Raw genomic sequence first — 20315 nt, 5'->3', positions numbered from 1 at the left:
GCCCTAATCCGACAACTCCAGGTCGGACTGGCGCGAGGGGCTGGCGGCGGGTTTGATCCGCTCAAGGAGTTCCGCGACGGACAGGGGCCGGTCGAGGTGGAAGCCCTGACCGACGCGGCAGGAGATGGATTTGAGGAACGCGACCTCGGATGCGGTTTCCATGCCCTCGGCCAGCACGTCCACGCCGAGGTTTTCGCCAAGTTCCACGATTGAGTGAATGATCGACTTGCGGCGCGTGTCCTGGTCGACGCCCGCGACGAGGCTGCCCGCGATTTTGATGCGGGAGATGGGGAAGTTCAGGACGCTGGAAATGGCGGTGTGGCCGGTGCCGAAATCATCGAGTTCGATGCGGAAGCCGCGTGCGGCGAGTTCGCGGATGTTCTCGATGACGACGGGGCTGGCGTCTTCGAGGAGTGTGGTTTCGAGGATTTCCAGGTGCAGGCGGGCGGGGTCGGCCCCGGCCTGACGGACGATTTCGCCCAGTTTGCGGGCGATGTCGGCTTCGCTGAGCTGTTCGGCTGAGATGTTGACGCTGACGGTGATGTCGCCGCGTCCGGCTTCCGCCAGCATTGGAAGGAGGCGGCAGGCCTGGCGAAGGATTGCGCGGTCCAGTTTGATGGCGAGGCTGGAGCTGTTGATATGGGAGATGAACTCGCCTGCGGAGAGGATGCCGCGGTCGGGGTGATCCCATCTGGCGAGCGCCTCGAAGCCGATGATCCGCCCGGTTTCCATGTCGACCTGCGGCTGGAAATGGGCGATGAACTCGTTCCGTTGGAGGCCGAGTGTGATGTCGTGCTGCATCCGGGCGCGGCGAACGGCCTCCTGGCGCATGGCATGGGTGAAGAAGCGGCAGCGGCCGCGGCCTTCGTCTTTTGCGTGGATAAGGGCGATGTCGGCGTTTTCGAGGGTGTCACGGATGTCACCGCCACTTCCGCCCTGGGCGAAGGCGACGCCGACACTGGCGCCGAGGCGGATCTGTTTGCCGCCGGCGCTGAAGGGATCGGCGATGCGCTGCATGATTTTGGAGGCGATGGCACGAATTTCGTCGTCGGTGTCGCTACCTGCACGCACGAGGACGAACTCGTCGCCGCCAACGCGGGCGATGATGTCGAAGTCCGTGTCGAGGGCGCGGAGGCGGCGGGCCACCTCGCAGAGGGCCGCGTCACCAACCTGGTGGCCGTCAGTGTCGTTGATCGCCTTGAAGCGGTCGAGATCGAGGTGGAAGACGCAGAGGCGGTCGCGTTTGTGAAGGTTGTAAAAAATGGTGGTGAGGTCACGGCGTAATTCGCGGCGGTTGCGCAGGCCGGTGAGGTGGTCGGTGCGGGTGGCCTCCTTCAGGGCGCGTTCGCGGACGCGGTCCTCGGTGAGGTCAATATTGGTGCCGACGAGGCGGGTTGCCCGGCCGTTTTTGAAGACCATGAAAGCGCGGGAGAGAATCGTTCTCCAGCTGCCATCGCTGTGGCGCATGCGCATTTCGTGCTCAAAATGTGGTTCTCCGGCTTTCATGAGCCTGTCGATTTCGTTTACGAGTTTCGGCCAGTCGTCGGGATGGATGAGCTGCTCCGCAGTATCCATGCCGTGGGGAAACTCGTCGGGTTCGTAACCCAGCATTCGAAACCACTGGGGGGAATAATATACCTCATTGGTGCGCAGGTCGCGGTCGTAAAGGCCGTCACTTGCGCCCTGCATGGCCAGTGAAAAGCGTTCCTCGCTGTCGCGGATGGCGTCCTGGGTGCGGCCTGAACAGACCACGAGCATTGAGGCGAGCAGGGACATCAGCGCACCACCGGCGAGGACCAGCTCGTCCAGCAGGGTGAGGTTCTCCTTCAGGGTGGCTTCGGTCGGTGCGATGGCGAGATCCCAGATGCGGCCCGCCACGGTTACCCGGGAGGAGCCCGCGTGTTCGGCGCCGGAGAGAAGCGGCAGGTTGCCGTAGACCAGACCGTCCCCGTCGGCGACGGCGACGATGAAGCCCTGACCCTGCCAGGGGCCGATGACGCTGTTGATCAGGGGACCGGCGCGGAACACGAACTGGATGAAGCCGCTGATTTCGCCACGCTGAAAGACCGGTACGAAGCCCTCAAAACCGATCCCGCCCTGTGCAAGTTGGAAGGGCGCGGACAGGCGTGGTTCGCGGGAGGTGCGGGCCTGATACAGGGCGACAAGGGTATCCTCGCGTTGGCCGAGTTTTTGGCTGAGGATTTTGTTTGCGGTGGTTGCCGGATACGCGACCTCCACGATGCCGTCGGTGTTGACCCAGTTTACGGCCTCGAGGTCAGGGAGCAGGGGGAAGATGGCCCCGACATTGATTTTGAACCTTTCGGCCAGTGGCATGCGGGTGTTTTCAAGCTGATCGCTGAAGAGGTTGGCCACCATGAGTTGTTCGCGCATGCGCGACTCGAGCTTGACCGAGAACAGTCGGATATTGGTTTGGGTGAGCGTTTCGATATGGGTGTGCTGCGCGCTCCTGATCATGAGGAACGCCACGATGGTCAGCGATATGAGGGCGGCCCCGACCAGGAGGGCCACGCTCCTGTAGCCGATTTTGGGCAAGGACTTGATTTCCAATCAGGGACCACGATGCGAGCGACTTAACGTTGATTAAATCTTTATTAACATATCGTTAAAGTTGTATCAAGAAGTGCCTGTCACGCAACTCTCACGCTATCGTGACAATTGCGCCAGACCATTTGGTCGGCTGTTTCAGCCTGGTTTCAACCCGCGCAGCACGGTGCGGGCGGCATCGGTCAGGGGGGGCTCGATCTCCTTCATGATTTCGACGCGGTCGAAACGGTCGGGATCGCGGGCGACGGCGGCGCGGAGGGCGGAGCCGAACTGCTGGCGGAGTTCCGTGCCGATGTTGAATTTGCAGATATGCGAGCCGCGCGCGAGGCGGGTGCGCTGGTCGTTGGGAACGCCGGAGCCGCCGTGGATGACGAGGGGGACGTCCGTTTTGGCCTCGATGGCGCGGATGCGGTCCTCGTCAAGACCACCGGCCGCGTCGGTTTGCAGATGGACGTTACCTACGGAGATCGCCATGGCGTCGATGCCGGTCTCTTTGGCGAAGCGGGCGGCCTCATCCGGGTCGGTGCCTTTGGACTGCTCGCCGCCGGAATAGCCGACGAAACCGATCTCGCCCTCGCAGGAGACACCGGCGGCGTGGGCGGCCTCGGCAATGGCGGCGGTCTCGTCGATGTTTTGGGCCAGCGGTTTGCGGGAGCCGTCATACATCACGGAGGTGAAGCCGCAGTCGATGGCGGTGCGGCAGTCCTCAGCGCTGTAGCCGTGGTCGAGATGGGCGACGACCGGGACGGAGGCGGCCTCGGCGAGGTTGCGAAACATGGAACCCAGAACCGGGAGCGGTGTGTGGGCGCGGCAGCCGGGACCGGCCTGGAGGATGACGGGCACGCCCTCGGCCTCGGCGGCGCGGACATAGGCACGCATGTCCTCCCAACCGAGGGTAACGAGACCGGCCACGGCGTAACCGTTTTTCAGGGCCGGCTGGAGAACGTCCGCAAGGGTTGCGAGGGTCATTTGAACTTCGCCACCATGTCCATGATGCCCGGAATGGTATGCAGCTGCGCCTCATGGGTGGGCTGGAAATACTGCTTCAGGGACCGCTGGGACAGGCCGCCCAGGATGGTGAAGTAGTACATCTCGTAGCCCGGCAGGGTGCAGCAGGGGTGATAACCTTTGTCGATCAGGATCGTGGAGTTGTTCATGATGTGGTAGGCGTCGCCAGGCTCGTTGTCCTCGCGCTGGAGCATCTGAAGGCCGGAGCCGTAATCGGGACGGAAGCGGAAGTTGTAGGTCTCGTCGTGGCGGGTCTCAATAAGTTCGCCATTTTCGTCGTGACGGTCCGTGTCGTGCTTGTGGGACGGGAAGCCGGACCAGCCGCCCGCACCGACGGTGTAGAGCTCGCTGACCAGCAGGCGGCCGACTTTGTCATGCTGATTGGCGCCAAGGATGTGTTTGATCTTGCGGTGGGTTTTGGTGTCATCGGAGCCGTACTGCACGAGGTCGATTTCCGGCACTCGCACGTCGAAAGGCTCCAGCACCTGGTCGAATTTGGCGCCGGCGATGAAGACCTCGGCCGTGTCGCTGACGCAGGTCATGCGGGTTTTGGCGCCGACGGGCACGTAGACGCCCTCAGGCTCGCCGTCCCAGACATCGACGCCGCGGTTACCGAGTTTGGCGAAGGCGGCGCCGTCCACATCCACGTCCACGGTGCCGGTGGCGGGGACGATGCAGGTCTCGTAGCCGGGAACGGCGTAGTCGAAGCTCTCACCCTTTTTGAGATTGACGATGTTGAAGTAGTTCAGCGGAACCAGATCGTGATCGACGTCGACGATGGGTCTGTTTTGGTTGTCATGGGGCGCGATATGCATCGGGTTTCCTTTTTCAGACGTCGGTCGGGCCGGAGCGTTCGGCCAGGAAGGCGTCAAGCTCGGCGGTTGTGGGCATGGCGGGGGCGCAGCCGGGCTGGCTGACCACGATGGAGGCGCAGGCGGACCCGCGCAGGACGGCTTCCTCAAGCGGGCGGTCCTCGGCGATGGCGGCGAGGAGGCCCGCCATAAAGCTGTCGCCCGCGCCGTTGGGTTTGACGGCGGTGACAGGGTAAATGCCGGTGCGGATCTCCTGGCCGTCGGCGAGCGTCAACGCGCCCTGGTGGCCCATTTTGTAGATAACCATGCGGCCCCCGGCGGCAAGCTCGCGGGCCTTGTCGAGGCCCTTTTCTATGCCGCCGGCCATGAAGCCGAATTCCTCGTCATTGCCGACGATGAGGTCGCTTTCCTCGCCTGCGCGGGTCAAAACCTCGGCCGCGACCTCGGGGGATGGCCAGGAATAGGGGCGGTAGTCGATGTCGAAGATTATGGGCAGTCCTGCCTTGCGGGCGTTTTCAAACGCGCGGAAGGTAGAGCCGCGTGAGGGTTCCGCCGCGAACACTGTTCCCGCCGTGATAAGCGCACCGAAGTCCGAATAGTCGACGCGGTCGACATCCTCGTCCGTCACCTGAAAATCCACGGCGTTGTTGCGGTAGATCACCAGCTGGAAATCCTCGATGCGGCTTTCATAGACCGCGAGCGAGATACGGTATTCGCCGCCCAGAACCTTCAGGTACTGCGTATCGACGCCGTAGTGTTTGAGACGGTTGGTGCAGAAGCGGCCAACCGCGTCGTCGGAGACGGAGGTGATAAGGGCGGAGTGCATTCCGAGTTTGCACAGGCCCGCGCAGATGTTGGCCGACGAGCCGCCGAGGTCGGAGCGGAAGCTTTCGGCCTCCTCGACCGCGGTGCCGGGCGGGTCGGCGAACATGTCCATTCCGGCGCGGCCGAACACGGCGAAGCGGCCCTTGCGGATGCCGTCGATCAGTTTGCTCATCACACGCCCCTCCGCTGGCGTTCGCGGGTGGATTCCCAGTCGATATGGGCCTCGCGGACGCGGTCGCTCTCAGTAATGTGGGGCGTGCCGACCTCCCACCAGGCGTGGCCCCCGGTCGTCCAGCCTTTGTAGGCGTCCACATCCATGACAATGACGGTCGTGCGGTCGGCGGCCTTGGCGCGTTTGAAGGCCTCGCCCAGTTCCGCCGGGTTTTCGACCTTTTCCGCGATGGCGCCCATGGCCCGGGCGTGGGCCACGAAATCAACACCGAAGGGTTCGGGGATGGTGGGGCAGTCTGAGAGCAGGTTGTTGAAGCTCTCGTTGCCGGTGTTGTTCTGAAGCTTGTTGATGACCGCGAAGCCGCCATTGTCGAGCAGAAGAACAATCAGTTTTTTCCGGCTGAGGACGGAGGAATAGATGTCGGAGTTCAGCATCAGCCAGGAGCCGTCGCCGCAGAAGGTGATGGTGTCCTGGTCGGGTTCGCGTTCGGACTGTGCGATGCGGGCACCCCAGGCGCCGGCGATCTCGTAGCCCATGCAGGAGAAGCCGAATTCGACATCCACCGTACCGATGTCCAGCGTGCGCCAGTTGGCGGTGACTTCGGCTGGAAGGCCCCCGGCGGCGGCGACCACGCGGTCGCGGGAGTCGCAGAGGTCGTTCACGACGCCGATGGCCTGGGCGTAGGAGTTGTATTCGTTGCCGGGTTTGACGTTTGAGGCGACGTAGTCGTCCCATTTGGCGCGTTCGGCCTTGGCGAAGTCGACCCAGGAGACTGGTGCGGTGTAGTCGAGCGCGTCCGTCAGGGCGTTGAGCGAGAGTTTGGCGTCGCCAACGACGGTGAGGGACATGTGTTTGGCGGCGTCGTGGCGGGCGGCGTTGACGCCGATGATCCGGGCGTCCTTCGCGAAGGCGGTCCAGGATCCGGTGGTGAAGTCCTGGAGACGGGTGCCGACGGCCAGGATCACATCGGCCTTTTCCGCGATGGCGTTGGCGCTGTCGGAGCCGGTGACGCCGATGGGGCCGATGTTGAGCGGGTGGGTGGAGAGCATGTTGGCGCGGCCCGCGATGGTCTCAACAACCGGCACGTTGTGCTTTTCCGCGAAGGCGGTGAGGTCGCTGACGGCGCGGGAATACTGCACGCCACCGCCTGCGATGATCATGGGGCGCTCGGCGGTTTTCAGGAGCGCAACGGCGTCCGCGATCTCGGCCACGTCCGGGGACTGGCGGCGGATGCGGTGGACGCGTTTTTGGAAGAAGCTCTCGGGGTAGTCGTATGTCCAGCCCTGCACGTCCTGGGGCAGACCGATGAAGGCGGGGCCGCAGTCGGCCGGGTCGAGCATGGTTGCGAGGGCCGCGGGCAGGGACTGGATGACCTGCGCGGGATGGCAGATGCGGTCCCAGTAACGGCTGACCGGCTTGAAGGCGTCGTTTACGCCCAACGTCGGGTCATAATAATTTTCCATCTGCTGCAGCACGGGATCGGGCAGCCGGGTTATGAAGGCGTCGCCGCAGAGCAGCAGCATTGGCAGACGGTTGGAATGGGCAAGGCCCGCGGCGGTGAGCAGGTTCGCGGTGCCCGGACCGGCGGAAGCGGTGCAGAACATGAAACGCTGGCGCAGCCACTGTTTCGCGTAGCCCGCGGCGGCGAAGCCCATGCTCTGTTCGTTCTGGCCGCGATAGAGGGGCAGTTCCTCATGCACGGTGTTCAGCGCCTCGCCGAGGCAGGTGACGTTGCCGTGGCCGAAGATGCCGAAGCCGCCCCCGCAGACGCGCATCTGTTCGCCGTCGATTTCGATATACTGGTTGACCAGCCAGCGGATGATGGCCTGTGCGGTGGTCAGCCGAATGGTGCCGTCTGGTGATGACATGAGCGCGATCCCTCCCTGAAAACCGGATCAATGGTGATTTGCGGCTTGCGGGATGTGTAGCTTCAGGTTAGGAGGTTTGCAACCGGTTGCAATGAGTGAATCGGAGAAAAAGGGGGAGGACGCGATGACGGATATCGGCGTGGGCATTCTTGGTGGCGGCTACATGGGCAAGGCCCATGCGGTGGCCATGTCCTCGGTGGGTGCCATTTTCAATACCGGCCTGCGACCGCGCCTTGAGATGGTCTGTGCGACCACACCGGAAAGTGCGGAACGCTATCGCGCGGCCTACGGCTTTGCGCGGGCAACCGATGACTGGCGGGTACTGGTGGAGGATCCGGGCGTGGGGGCGGTAGTGATCGCCTCGCCGCAGGAGACGCACCGGGAGATCGCAGAGGCCGCATTCAAACTCGGCAAGCCGGTGTTCTGCGAGAAGCCGCTTGGGGCGTCGCTCGCGGACAGTTCCGCGATGGTGGCCGCGGCGGAGGCGTCGGGCGTGGTGAACATGGTTGGTTTCAACTATATCCGCACGCCCGCGAGCCAGTTTGCGAGGAAGCTGATCGCGGATGGTGAAATTGGCGACATTACATGGTTTCGGGGGGAGCACACGGAGGATTTTCTGGCCGATCCGCAGGCGCCCGCGACGTGGCGGACGACCGGAATGGCCAACGGCACGATGGGGGACCTGGCGCCGCATATGATCAACGGCGCGCTGGCGTTGATGGGGCCGATCGAACGTGTCATGGGGGAATATGAGACGGTTCACGCCACGCGACCGGGTGGCGAGGTGAACAATGATGACCACGCGCAGATGATGTGCCGGTTTGAGAACGGGGCGATGGGACAGATGTATTTCAGCCGTGTCTCGACCGGGCGCAAGATGGGCTATGCCTATGAGATTGCAGGCACAAAGGGCGCGATCCGGTTCGATCAGGAGGATCAGAACGCGCTTTGGCTCTATCGGATGGAGGGGCCGAAGGCGACGCGCGGGTTCACGAAGATCCTGACTGGACCGGCGCATCCCGATTATGAGCCGTTCTGCCAGGGGCCGGGGCATGGCACGGGATACCAGGACCAGATCATCATTGAGGCCAAGGATTTCCTGACAGCGATTGAGAGCGGTGAGGCGACCTGGCCAACCTTCCGTGACGGGCATGAGGTCAACCGGGTCATTGCGGCGACGCTGGCCTCGGCCGACGCAAAAGCCTGGCAGAACATCAGCGATTTTTGACCCCGGGGAGTACGGGACATGACGATTAGAATTGGCAATGCGCCCTGTTCATGGGGTGTGGAATTCGCAAACGACCCGCGCAATCCGGACTGGCGGGAGGTTTTGCGCCAGTGTGCGGCGGCGGGATATAAGGGCATTGAGCTTGGGCCCGTTGGATACATGCCGGAGGACCCGGTGGAACTGGGGGATGCCCTGGCGGAGCATGACCTGGAACTGATCGGTGGGGTTGTGTTTCGGCCCTATCACGACCCGGACGCCTGGGATGACGTGCTGGATGCCACGCACCGGACGGCGAAGGCGCTCAAGGCACATGGGGCGCGGCATCTGGTGCTGATCGATTCGATTTCGCCGCGGCGGGCACCGACGGCGGGACGTGCGACTGAAGCCGAGCAGATGGACGCGGCGGAATGGTCCGCCTATCGTGACAGGATCGCCGAGAGCGCACGCATTGGAGCGGAGGAATATGGCCTGACCGTGGGTATTCATGCCCATGCGGCGGGGTTCATGGATTTTGAGCCGGAGCTTGAGCGGCTGCTCTCGGAAGTGGATGAGGGCATTCTGAAAATCTGTTTCGATACCGGGCATCATTCCTATGCCGGGTTCGATCCGGTGGCGTTTATGCGCAAGCATATCGGCCGTATTTCCTATATGCATTTCAAGGATATAGACCCGAAGGTAAAGGCGGATGTCATTGCGAACCGGACCGGGTTCTATGACGCCTGCGGCCAGGGGATTTTCTGTAACCTTGGCGAGGGGGATGTGGATTTCCCGGCGGTGCGGCAGGTACTGCTGGATGCGGGGTTTGAGGGCTGGTGTACGGTGGAGCAGGACTGCGACCCGACCCTGGATCCGGACACGCTGCGCGATGCCAGGGTGAACCGCGAATATCTTGAATCAATCGGCTTTAAGTAGAGGGCTGCAACATGGCTAAACTCAGGTGGGGCATGATCGGTGGTGGCGAAGGCAGCCAGATCGGCCCGGCGCACAGGCTTGGTGCGCTGGCGGATGGGCGTTTTGAGTTTGCGGCGGGGGCGCTCGACCACCGCCCGGACGCGGGACGCGACTATGCACAGCGGCTGGGGATTGCGGCGGACCGGGCCTATGGCGACTGGTCCGAGATGCTTGCGGGTGAAAAAGACCGCGACGACCGCATTGACCTGGTGACGGTTGCCACGCCCAACGCGACGCATTTTGAGATCACGAAGGCCTATCTTGAGGCCGGGTTCAACGTGCTTTGCGAAAAGCCCATGACCATGACGGTCGAGGAGGGTGAGGAGATCGTGCGCGTGGCGGAGAAATCCGGCAAAATCTGCGCGGTGAACTACTGCTATTCGGCCTATCCAATGGTCCGCCAGGCCCGTGCGATGGTGCGCAATGGTGAAATTGGCAAGGTGCGGCTGGTGGTGACCAGTTTCGCCCATGGGCATCACGGGGACGCCACGGATGCGGACAACCCACGGGTGCGCTGGCGCTATGATCCGAAGATGGCGGGCGTGTCCGGGCAGTTTGCGGATTGCGGCATTCACGCGCTGCACATGGCCGGGTTTATCTGTGACGATGAGGTTGAGACCCTGTCGGCGGATTTCGCCTCGACGATTGCCAGCCGGGAGCTGGAGGATGACGCGATGGTCAATTTCCGCACCACCGGTGGCACGGTCGGGCGGCTCTGGACCTCGTCGGTGGCGATCGGGCGGCAGCACGGGTTTGACATCCAGGTTTTCGGCGAGACCGGGGGGCTGCGTTGGGCCTCGGAACAGCCGAACCAGCTCTACTACACGCCGGTTGGCGGGCGCACGCAGATCATCGAGAAGGGTGAGGCGGGGCTGCACGAGGATGCGCGGCGGCTGAGCCGGGTGGCGATTGCCCATCCTGAAGGCTTCCCGCTGGCCGTGGCCAATATCTACTGCGATCTGGCGGATGCGATTGCGGGTGAGACCCGTGACGGGCTGCCGGGTGCGGAGGCCGGGGTGCGGTCGATGGCGGCGGTGCATCAGGCGGTTGCCTCGGCGCGGGACAATGGTGCCTGGGTGGACGCGCGGCCGCCGATGTTTCGGTAAGCCTTCGGTTTGACGCAATAAAATCGGATCCGGCCTGCGTTGGGCCGGATTACAACGGGCGGTTATTTCGGCCGCAGGGTGCCGCGCTCGATTACTTCGCAGGAGAAGACGCGGGCTTCGGGGAAGCGGTCAGGGTTCTCAAGTGTGGCGAGCATCAGTTCGATGGATGAGCTCACGATCTGCTCAATGGGCTGGCGGATGGTCGTGAGATTGATGTTGTTCCAGCCCGCCATTTCCATGTCATTCAGGCCAATGAGGCCGATATCCGCGGGGCAGTTGTAGGCGCTGTCCTGGATTGCGGAGAGCGCGCCGATGGAGACCACGTCATCGCCGCAGAAATAGGCCTCGGCCGGCGGATGTTGCAGCAACTCTGCCATCGCGGCACGGCCGGCCTCGAAGGAATAGGCGGTGGCGAAGGTCGTCGAGACGCGGATGTCGGAATATTTCGCGGTTTCCTCCCGAAAGCCCGCGAGGCGGTCCTGTGTGGATGTGGCGGATTCCGGGCCGCCAAGGAAGGCGATGTTGCGGTAGCCGCGGTCGATGAGCGTGGAGGCCGCGAGACGACCGGCGGCGACGTTGTCGATCCCGACGACATGGACCCCGGCACCGCCGCCGGTGCGGCCGAAGGCGTGGACCACGGGGATGCTGGCGTCGCGGAAGGCAAGGGAGAAATCGGGCGGCAGCGTGGAGGAGGCGACGATGACGCCGTCCACGGAATACTGGCGGAGCATGCTCACCGAGGCCTCCGGTCCGGCCTCCTCGGAGAGGTTGACGAGCAGGGGGCGCAGGCCGCGATCCTGCAACCCGCGGGTGAAACGGTCGAACACCTCGAGAAAAATCGGGTTATGGAAGTTGTTGGACACCATGCCGATCAGTTTGGTGCGGCCGGTGGTGAGGCTGGAGGCCAGCGCGTTGGGGCTGTAGCCAAGCTCCTGAGCGGCTTTTTCCACGCGGCGGCGCATGGTGGCGGAGACGGAGGCGCCCTCGGTGAAGGTGCGCGAGACGGCGGAGCGGGATACGCCCGCCTTTAATGCCACGTCCTTGAGTGTCACCGCCATGTTTGCAGACTCCGTTGCCCAATAATCCGAACGGTGTAGCGGAAGAAGGCGGGGTACCCAAACAAAAAGAGCAGCCTTTTTTGCAATCGGTTGCAAAAAAATTTTCAGGGAGTGTTAGGTGCGACGGCCCCAGGTGGGGCGGTCGCGCTTTTTTGTGGGTCTAGAGAGTGAAGGCCGCGACGAAGGCGTCGACGGCGGCGTCGCTGTCACCCTCGGCCCAGGCTTCCATTCCGATGGGGCCGGTGTAGCCGAGTTTGGCGAGGCCCTGCGCGATGCCGGGGTAATTGATCTCACCGGTGCCGGGCTCAAAACGGCCGGGGTTGTCAGCGACCTGGATCTCGCCGATCCAGGGCAGGCATTTCTCGCACCAGCGGAGCAGGTCGCCCTCACCGATCTGGGTGTGGTAGAGGTCCAGATTGATGCGCAGCTGCGGCCGGTCGATGGAGGAGACCAGCGCCAGAACGTCGGCGGTGGAGCCGAAGGGGCAGCCGGGGTGGTCCATCAGGTTGAGGTTTTCGAGAGTGAAGACCACGCCTTCCTCCTCGGCCATGTCGCAGATCCGGGAGAGCGTGTCGCGGGCCTTGAGCCACATGGGACCGGTGACGACCTCGTGCTGCCAAATGGGAATGCCGCCGTCGCCAAGCCCGGTACCGTGCAGGTTCAGGCGGTCGACGCCGAGGCGTTTGCCGATCTGCGCGGTTTCGCGGGCGGATTTCAGGAGCATGTCCGCGCCCTCATCATCCGCGAGACGGCCCTCAAGGTAGCCATTCATGATGGTGAAGTTCGCACCGGTGGCCTTAAGTTTGTCGAGGTCGTGGTCCGGGTAGTTCCACAGACCAACGCCAAGACCACGCTCGGTCAGGCGGGCGGCACGCCACTCAATCGGTTTGTCCTGCCACAGCATTTCCGCGCAGACGGCAAGTGGAGATTTATTTGTCATTTTTTGTCTTCCGCAGAAGGGTTTACATCATGTGCTCGACGGGCGGCGCGGCGACGAAGCGCCATTTGCGCAGCGGTCCGGCCATCACGTTGAGGTAGTACATCTCGAAGCCGTAGGGCGCGCCACAGGGGTGATGGCCGCGGGGCACGCAGACCACGTCGCCGTCATGGACCGCCATGGTCTCGTTGAGCTGGAGGTCGTCGGTATAGACGCGCTGAACCCCGAACCCGTCGGCCGGGTTCAGACGGTGGTAGTAAGTTTCCTCAAGGTAGGTGATGCGCGGATAGTCGTCCTCGTCATGGCGGTGCGAGGGATAGGACGACCAGTTGCCGGCGGGGGTGAAGACCTCCGTGACCAGCAGGCTGTCGCAGTAGTCCTCGTTTTCCATGGCGATGTTGTTGATGTGGCGGGTGTTGGCGCCCTCGCCACGCTGCGTCAGGGAAATGCCGTCGGGGCCGATGCGCCGGGCCTCGTGCCCGCCCATGCCGGGGGCGGAGCAGACGGCGAGCACGCAGTCGGTTTCCGCCGTGGCGTTCCAGTCGGTGCCGTTGGGCAGGTAGAGGCAGTGGGGCGGGGATTTCTCGAACACGTTCATGCGCTCGCCCAGCGTGCCCCAGTCCTGGCCCGCGCCGGTGATGGCGGCCTTGCCCTCAACCATGACGAGGATGACCTCGCGGTCGCCGGTGGCCTCGGCGGCGGTCTCGCCGGGTCGCAGGCGGTAGAGGGAGAAGCCGACAAAGCGCCAGCCGGCGGATTGCGGGGTGATCTCGTGAACCTTGCCGTGGTTGCCGAAGGGACGGTGGAGAAGATCAGGCATGGTTGGGCTCCCTTGTGTCAACGGTCAGGCCCGCGCGGTCACAGAGCGCGCGGATGTGGTCGTATCCGATTTTGGAATACTCGTAAGGTGCGGCTTTTGCAGGGTCCTGCTCGGCCTCGACGACGATCCAGCCGGAATAGTCCATGGCCTTGAGCAGGTCCGTGACGGCGGCAAAGTCGATGGAGCCGTCCGGGTCGCCAGGCACGGTGAAGGCGCCGGCGATGACGGCGTCGAGGAAACTGCGGTTGTTTTCGCGCACGTCGCGGACAACGCCGGGGCGGATGTCCTTGTAGTGGACGTGACGGATGCGGTCGCCCCAGCGGTCAAGCACGCGCAGAACGTCGCCGCCGCCGAAATCGAGGTGGCCGGTGTCAAAGAGGAGCGTGACCTCGGGTCCGGAGAAGTCCATCAGGTGGTTGATGTCCTCCTCGCTCTCGATCATCGAGCCCATGTGGTGGTGGTAGGCCAGGGTCATGCCCTGGTCGGCCATCCATTTTGCGAGCTCGGTCAGCCTGCCCGCATAGCTGCGGATGCCGTCGCGGTCCACCTTGGGCCGGTTGTTGACCGGGGTGTTGATGTCGCCCTGCACGGTGTTGGAGCATTCGGCGTAGACGATGCAGGGGGCGTTGAGGGCCACGAACTGCTCGACCTGCTCGCGGACGGCGTCCTTCTCGGTGGCCACGTCGCTGACCATGAGGCTGCCGGAGCACCAGCCGCCGCATAGGTCGAGGGCGTTGGCGGCGAGATAGCTGCGCAGGCCTTCGGTGTCCTGGGGCATGCGGCGACCGCGTTCGACGCCGGTATAGCCGATTTTGCGTGCCTCGCGGAGGCACTGTTCCATGGTGTAGTCCGCGGTCAGGTCCGGCAGGTCGTCGTTCTGCCAGGCGATCGGGGAGATGCCGATTTTGATTGCCATGATAAGCCTCAGTTCACGTGCTGGAGTTGGCGTTTGTTCTCATAGTTGGCGCGCGCCTTGCGCACCTCCTCGCGGTCGGAGACTTCCGGCACGGCCACGTCCCACCAGGCACCGCCTGCGCCGGTGCCGGTGACGGCCTCGGTGTCGATGACGATGACGGACGGGATGTCGCGGGTGCGGGCCTCGCCGATTTTGGCCTCAAGGTCAGCGATGTCCGTGGCCTTGACCGCGTGGGCGCCCATGGATGCGGCGTGTGCGACGAAGTCAATCTCCGGCTGCGCCTCCACATTGGAGTCCTTGTACATGTTGTTGAACTCCGCGCCGCCCGTGCCCTGCTGGAGCCGGTTGATGCAGCCGTAGCCACGGTTGTCGGTCAGGACGATGGTGAAGGGGATGCGGCGCATGACGGCGGTGGCGAGTTCGGAATTGGCCATCATGTAGGAGCCGTCGCCTACGAAGCAGATCACGTCACGCTCCGGCTCGGCCAGCTTGATGCCCATGGCGCCGGCGATCTCGTAGCCCATGCAGGAGAAACCGTATTCCATGTGGTAGCCGCCCACGGAGGAGCGCCACAGAGTATGCAGAGCACCGGGCATTGTGCCAGCGGCGCACATGGCGATGGTGTCCGGACGGGCCTGGCGCTGAACGGCGCCGATGACCTGGGCGTCGGAGGGCAGGCCGTCGGAGTTTGGCATGGCCATGACAGCGTCGGTTTCCTCATACCATTTGGCGCGGCGTCCCTTGTCCTGGTCGGCGTAGCGGGTGTCGCCCAGGGCATCACCGAGGGCCTCAAGTGTGACCTTCGCGTCGGCAACCAGTGGCAACGCGCCGTGTTTGGCGGCATCGTAGCCGGTGAGATTGATCGACACCAGTTTGCGGCCTGGGTTGGCGAAAGCGGTCCAGGAGGCGGTGGTGAAATCCTGGAAGCGGGTGCCCACGCCAAGGATCAGGTCGGCCTCGGCGAGAGCCGCATTGGCCGCGTCGCCGCCGGTTACTCCGGGTGCGCCGAAGTTCAGCTCGTTTTCCCAATCCACGGCACCCTTGCCCGCCTGGGTTTCGGTGAGCGGGATGTTGTGGGTTGCGGCGAATTCGGCCAGCGTTTCCTCCGCGCCGGAGTAGAGCACGCCACCGCCGGCCACGATGACCGGGTGTTTGGCGGCTTTGAGGGCTTCCGTGACGGCGGCGAGTTCTCGGCGGTCGGCCTCGGGGCGGCGGATGTACCAGGTGGTCGGCTCGAAGAAGGTTTCCGGGTAGTCGTACGCCTCGGCCTGGGTGTCCTGACAGAAGGACAGCGTTACCGGTCCGGCATTGGCCGGGTCCGTCATGGTGCGCAGGGCGCGCGGCAAAGCCGTCAGCAGGTGTTCGGGCCGGGAGATCCGGTCGAAATAGCGGCTGACGGGGCGGAAGCAGTCATTGGCCGAGACGGTGCCGTCGTCGAAATCCTCGATCTGCTGCAGCACCGGGTCGGGGCGGCGGTTGGCGAAGACGTCGCCAGGAATGAGGAGAACCGGCACGCGGTTGACATGCGCCAGGGCCGCGGCGGTGACCATGTTGGTGGCACCGGGGCCGATGGAGGAGGTCACGGCCATGGCGCGGCGGCGGCGTTTGGTTTTGGCATAGGCGATGGCGGCGTGGGCCATTGTCTGTTCGTTCTGGCCGCGCCAGGTTGGCAGCGCGTCGCCAATGCCGTGTAGTGCTTCGCCAAGGCCCGCCACGTTGCCGTGGCCGAAGATGGCCCAGACGCCGTCGATGAAACGCTCGCCGTCCTCCGTCATCTGCACCGAAAGCCATTTTACCATGGCCTGTGCAGCGGTCAGTCTGATGGTTCCGCTCATGCCACTTTCTCCATTGCGTTCTGTTTTGCCGTGTCCCAGATCCCGCAGAGGCGCAGGAACCGGTCGGTCATCTGTTCAACGGCCTCGCCGTCGCTGATTGCGCCGGTCATCCAGGCTCGGGCCGGGTCGCCGAAAATCGTGCGGCCTACGGCGAAGCCTTTCACGAGCGGCTGGCGGGCCGCAAGCTCAAAGCTGGCGGCAAGTTCGGCTTCCGGGGCGTCAAGGCCCAGGATGACGATGCCGCGCGTACGGGGGTCATTGCGCTCGATGGCCTCGACGGCCTTTTCCCAGGCGCCGTCGGTTTTGAAGGGTTCGAGTTTCCACCAGTCTGGGTAGACGCCCGCGTCGTAGAAGCGCTGGATGACTTTGGGTGTGGTGTCGTCGTCGACCGGGCCGACTTTTGACGGGATCACCTCCAGCAGGAATTCCAGCCGGTTGCGGCGCGCCGCGGTGAAAAGGCGGGTGACGGTGGCGATATGGTCGTCCCAGATCTCCGCGCTGTCATCGGGGTGGCAGAAGACCAGCACCTTCACGACGTTTTCGCGGGCCCATTCGGCGAGTTTGCCGCAGTCCGGGCCGAGTTCGGGCTCGAGCGTCAGCGGGCGGGAGCCGGGCCATTCGGTCGGACGGCCGATCCAGAGGCCGGTGCCGCTGGCGCGGTGCAGGGCGCTGCGGCCGATGCGGCTGTCGCAGAGGATGCCGTAGCCGGGTTGGCCGTCGGACACGCTCAGAGCCGCGTCGAGGCAGAGTTCCTTGAAGGCCGCGCCTTTTTCCGGGGTGTATCCGGGCATTTCTTCGAACTGGAGGCGGTGGTCGAAGGCGAAGGTACGCACGGTGGAGAAGTCGCCACCATGTTCGTGGTGGCGGTTCGTGGCCCAGTGGACCTGTTCCAGTTCCGCGTCGTGGCGCAGGTCGGGGCGCTGGATGCCGCGGTCGAAGAAATACTGAAGCTCGTCCCAGCTTGGGTAGGCCGGCGTGCAGCCGTGGCGGCTAACGGCGAAGGCGCCACAGGCGTTGGCGTATTTGAGTGCGGTGGGCCAGTTTTCTCCGTCGAGCCAGCCTTTGAGGAGGCCGGACATGAAGCCGTCGCCGGCGCCCAGGACGTTGAAGACCTCGATGGGGAAGCCGGGACCGGCCTCGCCATCGTCGAGGCTGGCGGGGATGTCGCCGGTGATGGCGACGGCGCCCATGGGGCCGCGTTTGCAGACCAGCGTTGCATTGGACACGGCGCGGACGGCGCGGAGGGCCTCCAGTGTGTCGGTGGAGCCGCCCGCGATGTGGAATTCCTCCTCGGTGCCGACGATGAGGTCGAAGAGTTGCAGGTGGCTTTGCAGCTTGGCGGTGACGGCCTCGCTCTCGACAAAGCGGCTTTCGCCGTCGCCGTGGCCCGCGACACCCCAGAGGTTGGGGCGGTAGTCGATGTCGAGCGCGGTCTGGCAGCCGTGTTTGCGGGCGAGGTGCAGGGCCTTGAGTACCGCGGCCTCGGTGCGCGGGTGGCTGAGATGGGTTCCGGTGGCGACGACGGCGCGGGCGGAGGCGATGAAGTCCTCGTCCACGTCATCCTCGCACAGCGCCATGTCGGCGCAGTTTTCGCGGTAGAAGATCAACGGGAAGCGTTCCTGGTCGCGAATGCCGAGGATCACGAGGGCGGTCAGGCGGTCGGGGTCGGTTTTCACGCCCTGGGTGTCGACGCCGTGCCGGGCGAGTTCCTCCAGGATGAAGCGGCCCATGTGCTCATCGCCGACGCGGCTGAGAAGGGCGGAGCGCATGCCGAGGCGGGCGGTGCCGCAGGCCATGTTGGTGGGGCTGCCACCGATGTATTTGTCGAAGGAGCCCATGTCCTCCAGGCGTCCACCGATCTGGGCCCCGTAAAGGTCCACACCGGCGCGGCCTATGGTGATTACGTCAAGCGTCCTCGTCATCGTTTTGCCTCTCGTCCTGTTGCGGAGCGGCCAGCGGAGGTCGCCACTTCGCAGGCTTTGCGTTGTGTCGGTTGGTCTCCGTTGTGGAAACCGGACGGGTGCGGTGCACCCTGATCTCTGCGGTGTGACTCACGGAACGACAGCTGCGTTCGCCGTTAGTCCCAGGGCCGTCAGTCCCGTGAGCCGTCCGCCAGGATCCACGGGAGTAATGGACTGGCGGAATGCGTGCCCTTGGCCAAAAGTCAGCAAACATCGTTCGGGCCGGGCTGGTGCACGGGGCGGGTTTGCGCCCCGTGCGGGCAGGTCAGACGGTGCCGCCGAGCGAGCCTTCGAGCTGGGCCATTTCCTGGCCACCGGCCATGAGGTCCTGAAGCTCCTCGGGGCTGATTTCGCCGCGTGTGGCGGTGCCGAGGGTCCGGCCACGGTTAAGCACCGTGAAGCGGTCACCCACGGCAAGCGCGTGGCGCACGTTGTGGCTGATGAAGACCACGCCGATGCCCTGTTTACGGACCCGGTCGATGGTGGCCAGAACGTTGGAGGTCTGGCGCACGCCGAGAGCCGAGGTGGGCTCGTCGAGGATCAGCACCTTGGCACCGAAATGGACGGCGCGGGCGATGGCGACGGTCTGACGCTCACCTCCTGAGAGGGTGCCGACGGCCTGGTCGGGGCCGCGCAGGTTGATGCCCATCTGGCGCATCTCATCAACGGCGATCCGGTTGGCGGTGTCGGTGTCGAACCGCTTGAAGATGCCTTTGCCCTTGGTTGGCTCGCGGCCCATGAAGAAGTTGCGGGTCACGCTCATCAGCGGGATCATCGCAAGGTCCTGGAACACGGTGGCGATGCCGGCTTCCATGGCGTCGCGGGGGCTGTCGAAGTTCATCGGCTTGCCCTCAAAGAGGATCTCGCCCTTGGTCGGCTTGTGAACGCCCGACATGGTTTTGATGAAGGTCGACTTGCCCGCGCCGTTGTCCCCGAGGAGGCAGTGACATTCGCCTGGGCGGACATCGAAGCTGACACCGGCGAGTGCGATGATGTTGCCGAAGTGCTTCTCGATGTTGCGCATCTCGACGATGGGTGAGCCGCCGGGAGCGTCGCCGTGGTGGAATTTGGTATCCTCAGTCATATCAACGTTCCCCCGTTACGCGCTTGCGGATGGCGTTGTTGAACAGAACCGCGATCAGGAGCATGCCGCCGAGGAAGACTTGGAACCAGTCCTGGTCGAAATCGGTGTAGGTCAGTCCAATGACCACCATGCCGAAGATGATCGCGCCGAAGAAGGCACCGATGGCCGAACCGTAACCGCCCGTCAGGAGACAGCCGCCGATCACCGCTGCGATGATGGCCTCAAACTCCTTCTGGAAGCCGCGGCGGGCGTCGGTGGAGCCCGCGTCCATCACGGTGATGATGGCAACCATGGCCGCGCAGCATGCGGTGAGGACGAAGAGCGCGATTTTCACGCGGTTCACCGGAACACCGGAGTTGGCGGCGGCGTTTTTGTCACCGCCCGCGGCGAAGACCCAGTTTCCGACCGGCGTGCGGAGCAGGATATAGGTGGCCAGGAGGGCGATAATCACGAACCAGATGATCTCGATCGGGATGCCGGGAACCTTGGGGGTGCCGTTGTTAAAGGTTTCAACGATACCGGCTGCGGCAAGGGAAGCGAACAGACCCTGGAATGCGTCTCCAGAGAAGAAGGGGGCGAGCCAGTCGCCCTCGACGGCCTCACGGACGCCGCGCAGCTGGGTGGAGCCGCCGGTGGCCATTTTCAGTCCCACCAGCGACAGGCCACGCAGGATGAAGAGAAACGCGAGGGTCACGATGAAGGATGGCAGGCCGGAGCGGATCACGATGTTGCCGTTGATTGCACCCACCAGGCCCGCAAACACAAAGGTGGCCGGTATGCCGATGATGAGCGGCAAGCCCCAGTTCACGGTGCAGACGCCGAAGAAGAGACCGGCAAAGGCAACCATCGAGCCGATGGAGAGGTCAAATTCGCCGCCGATCATAAGCATTGCCGCGCCGATGGCGAGGATGCCCAGCTGGGCGGCGGGGGTCATAAAGTTCATAAGGCCGGAAAGCGTGAACATTGTGCTGTCGGCGGTGACGAGGAAAAAGATTGTCACCAGGATCACACCGGCGATGGCGCCGAGTTCCGGACGTTTTAACATTCTTGCGCCGAACGATTCCGCCTTCAGGCGTTCGTCGACTGCTACATTGGCTGTGTCGGTCATTCTGTCCTCCCGTATTCTGCCCGAAATTGGGTCCGTGAAGTCGGAGCGGCCCCGTGTTGGG

At 64.0% G+C, this 20315-nt stretch carries 16 protein-coding genes; 3 read left to right on the top strand and 13 right to left on the bottom strand.

What is annotated here, in order from left to right:
• Positions 1 to 3: 3 nt before the first annotated feature.
• The 5 genes from ACP15P_RS10135 to iolD (ACP15P_RS10115) all read right to left on the bottom strand — a co-directional run bounded on the left by ACP15P_RS10135 (position 4) and on the right by iolD (ACP15P_RS10115) (position 7250).
• Positions 4 to 2553, bottom strand: coding sequence for a bifunctional diguanylate cyclase/phosphodiesterase (locus ACP15P_RS10135; RefSeq protein ID WP_424928333.1), 2550 nt, complete (start codon positions 2551 to 2553; stop codon positions 4 to 6).
• A gap of 150 nt (positions 2554 to 2703) precedes the next feature.
• Positions 2704 to 3534: a class II fructose-bisphosphate aldolase gene (locus tag ACP15P_RS10130; RefSeq protein WP_424928332.1), complete on the bottom strand. Its 831-nt coding sequence runs from the start codon at positions 3532 to 3534 to the stop codon at positions 2704 to 2706.
• The gene (locus ACP15P_RS10125; protein ID WP_424928331.1) at positions 3531 to 4388 is read right to left on the bottom strand and encodes a 5-deoxy-glucuronate isomerase; all 858 of its coding nucleotides are present in this window, start codon (positions 4386 to 4388) and stop codon (positions 3531 to 3533) included. Before ACP15P_RS10125 ends, ACP15P_RS10130 begins: the two co-directional genes overlap by 4 nt.
• A gap of 13 nt (positions 4389 to 4401) precedes the next feature.
• Entirely contained in the window at positions 4402 to 5382 is a 981-nt protein-coding gene (iolC, locus tag ACP15P_RS10120; protein ID WP_424928330.1) for a 5-dehydro-2-deoxygluconokinase, read from the bottom strand.
• Complete coding sequence (iolD, locus tag ACP15P_RS10115) at positions 5382 to 7250, bottom strand: 3D-(3,5/4)-trihydroxycyclohexane-1,2-dione acylhydrolase (decyclizing) (protein ID WP_424928329.1); 1869 nt, start codon at positions 7248 to 7250, stop codon at positions 5382 to 5384. Before iolD (ACP15P_RS10115) ends, iolC begins: the two co-directional genes overlap by 1 nt.
• Before the next feature lie 124 nt (positions 7251 to 7374).
• Between iolD (ACP15P_RS10115) and ACP15P_RS10110 the strand changes: the two genes are divergently transcribed.
• Genes ACP15P_RS10110 through ACP15P_RS10100 form a run of 3 tightly spaced genes read left to right on the top strand, consistent with a single transcriptional unit; the run spans position 7375 to position 10535 of the window.
• Positions 7375 to 8478: a Gfo/Idh/MocA family protein gene (locus ACP15P_RS10110; protein ID WP_424928328.1), complete on the top strand. Its 1104-nt coding sequence runs from the start codon at positions 7375 to 7377 to the stop codon at positions 8476 to 8478.
• 18 nt (positions 8479 to 8496) lie between these two features.
• Positions 8497 to 9390, top strand: coding sequence for a sugar phosphate isomerase/epimerase family protein (locus ACP15P_RS10105; RefSeq protein ID WP_424928327.1), 894 nt, complete (start codon positions 8497 to 8499; stop codon positions 9388 to 9390).
• A gap of 11 nt (positions 9391 to 9401) precedes the next feature.
• Positions 9402 to 10535, top strand: a complete 1134-nt coding sequence (locus ACP15P_RS10100) for a Gfo/Idh/MocA family protein (RefSeq protein WP_424928326.1) — start codon at positions 9402 to 9404, stop codon at positions 10533 to 10535.
• A gap of 62 nt (positions 10536 to 10597) precedes the next feature.
• On the opposite strand, the gene ACP15P_RS10095 is transcribed toward ACP15P_RS10100, so the two are convergent.
• From ACP15P_RS10095 to ACP15P_RS10060, 8 genes are all read right to left on the bottom strand, one after another.
• Positions 10598 to 11593, bottom strand: a complete 996-nt coding sequence (locus ACP15P_RS10095; protein ID WP_424928325.1) for a LacI family DNA-binding transcriptional regulator — start codon at positions 11591 to 11593, stop codon at positions 10598 to 10600.
• A 160-nt stretch (positions 11594 to 11753) separates the two neighbouring features.
• Positions 11754 to 12533, bottom strand: a complete 780-nt coding sequence (locus ACP15P_RS10090) for a TIM barrel protein (protein WP_424928324.1) — start codon at positions 12531 to 12533, stop codon at positions 11754 to 11756.
• A gap of 22 nt (positions 12534 to 12555) precedes the next feature.
• The gene (iolB, locus tag ACP15P_RS10085; RefSeq protein ID WP_424928323.1) at positions 12556 to 13350 is read right to left on the bottom strand and encodes a 5-deoxy-glucuronate isomerase; all 795 of its coding nucleotides are present in this window, start codon (positions 13348 to 13350) and stop codon (positions 12556 to 12558) included.
• Entirely contained in the window at positions 13343 to 14266 is a 924-nt protein-coding gene (gene iolE, locus ACP15P_RS10080) for a myo-inosose-2 dehydratase (protein ID WP_424928322.1), read from the bottom strand. Before iolE ends, iolB begins: the two co-directional genes overlap by 8 nt.
• 8 nt (positions 14267 to 14274) lie before the next feature.
• Positions 14275 to 16101, bottom strand: a complete 1827-nt coding sequence (iolD, locus tag ACP15P_RS10075) for a 3D-(3,5/4)-trihydroxycyclohexane-1,2-dione acylhydrolase (decyclizing) (protein WP_424928321.1) — start codon at positions 16099 to 16101, stop codon at positions 14275 to 14277.
• Complete coding sequence (locus ACP15P_RS10070; RefSeq protein ID WP_424928320.1) at positions 16098 to 18023, bottom strand: bifunctional 5-dehydro-2-deoxygluconokinase/5-dehydro-2-deoxyphosphogluconate aldolase; 1926 nt, start codon at positions 18021 to 18023, stop codon at positions 16098 to 16100. The genes iolD (ACP15P_RS10075) and ACP15P_RS10070 overlap by 4 nt, the downstream gene beginning before the upstream one ends.
• 304 nt (positions 18024 to 18327) lie before the next feature.
• Entirely contained in the window at positions 18328 to 19146 is an 819-nt protein-coding gene (locus ACP15P_RS10065; protein WP_424928319.1) for an ATP-binding cassette domain-containing protein, read from the bottom strand.
• 1 nt (position 19147) lies between these two features.
• On the bottom strand, positions 19148 to 20254 hold the full coding sequence (locus tag ACP15P_RS10060; RefSeq protein ID WP_424928318.1) for an ABC transporter permease: 1107 nt from the start codon (positions 20252 to 20254) through the stop codon (positions 19148 to 19150).
• Positions 20255 to 20315: the final 61 nt, after the last annotated feature.

The sequence above is a fragment of the Amaricoccus tamworthensis genome (assembly GCF_049800875.1).
Classification (GTDB): Bacteria; Pseudomonadota; Alphaproteobacteria; order Rhodobacterales; family Rhodobacteraceae; genus Amaricoccus; species Amaricoccus tamworthensis.
This window is presented reverse-complemented; position numbering and strand designations above follow the sequence as displayed.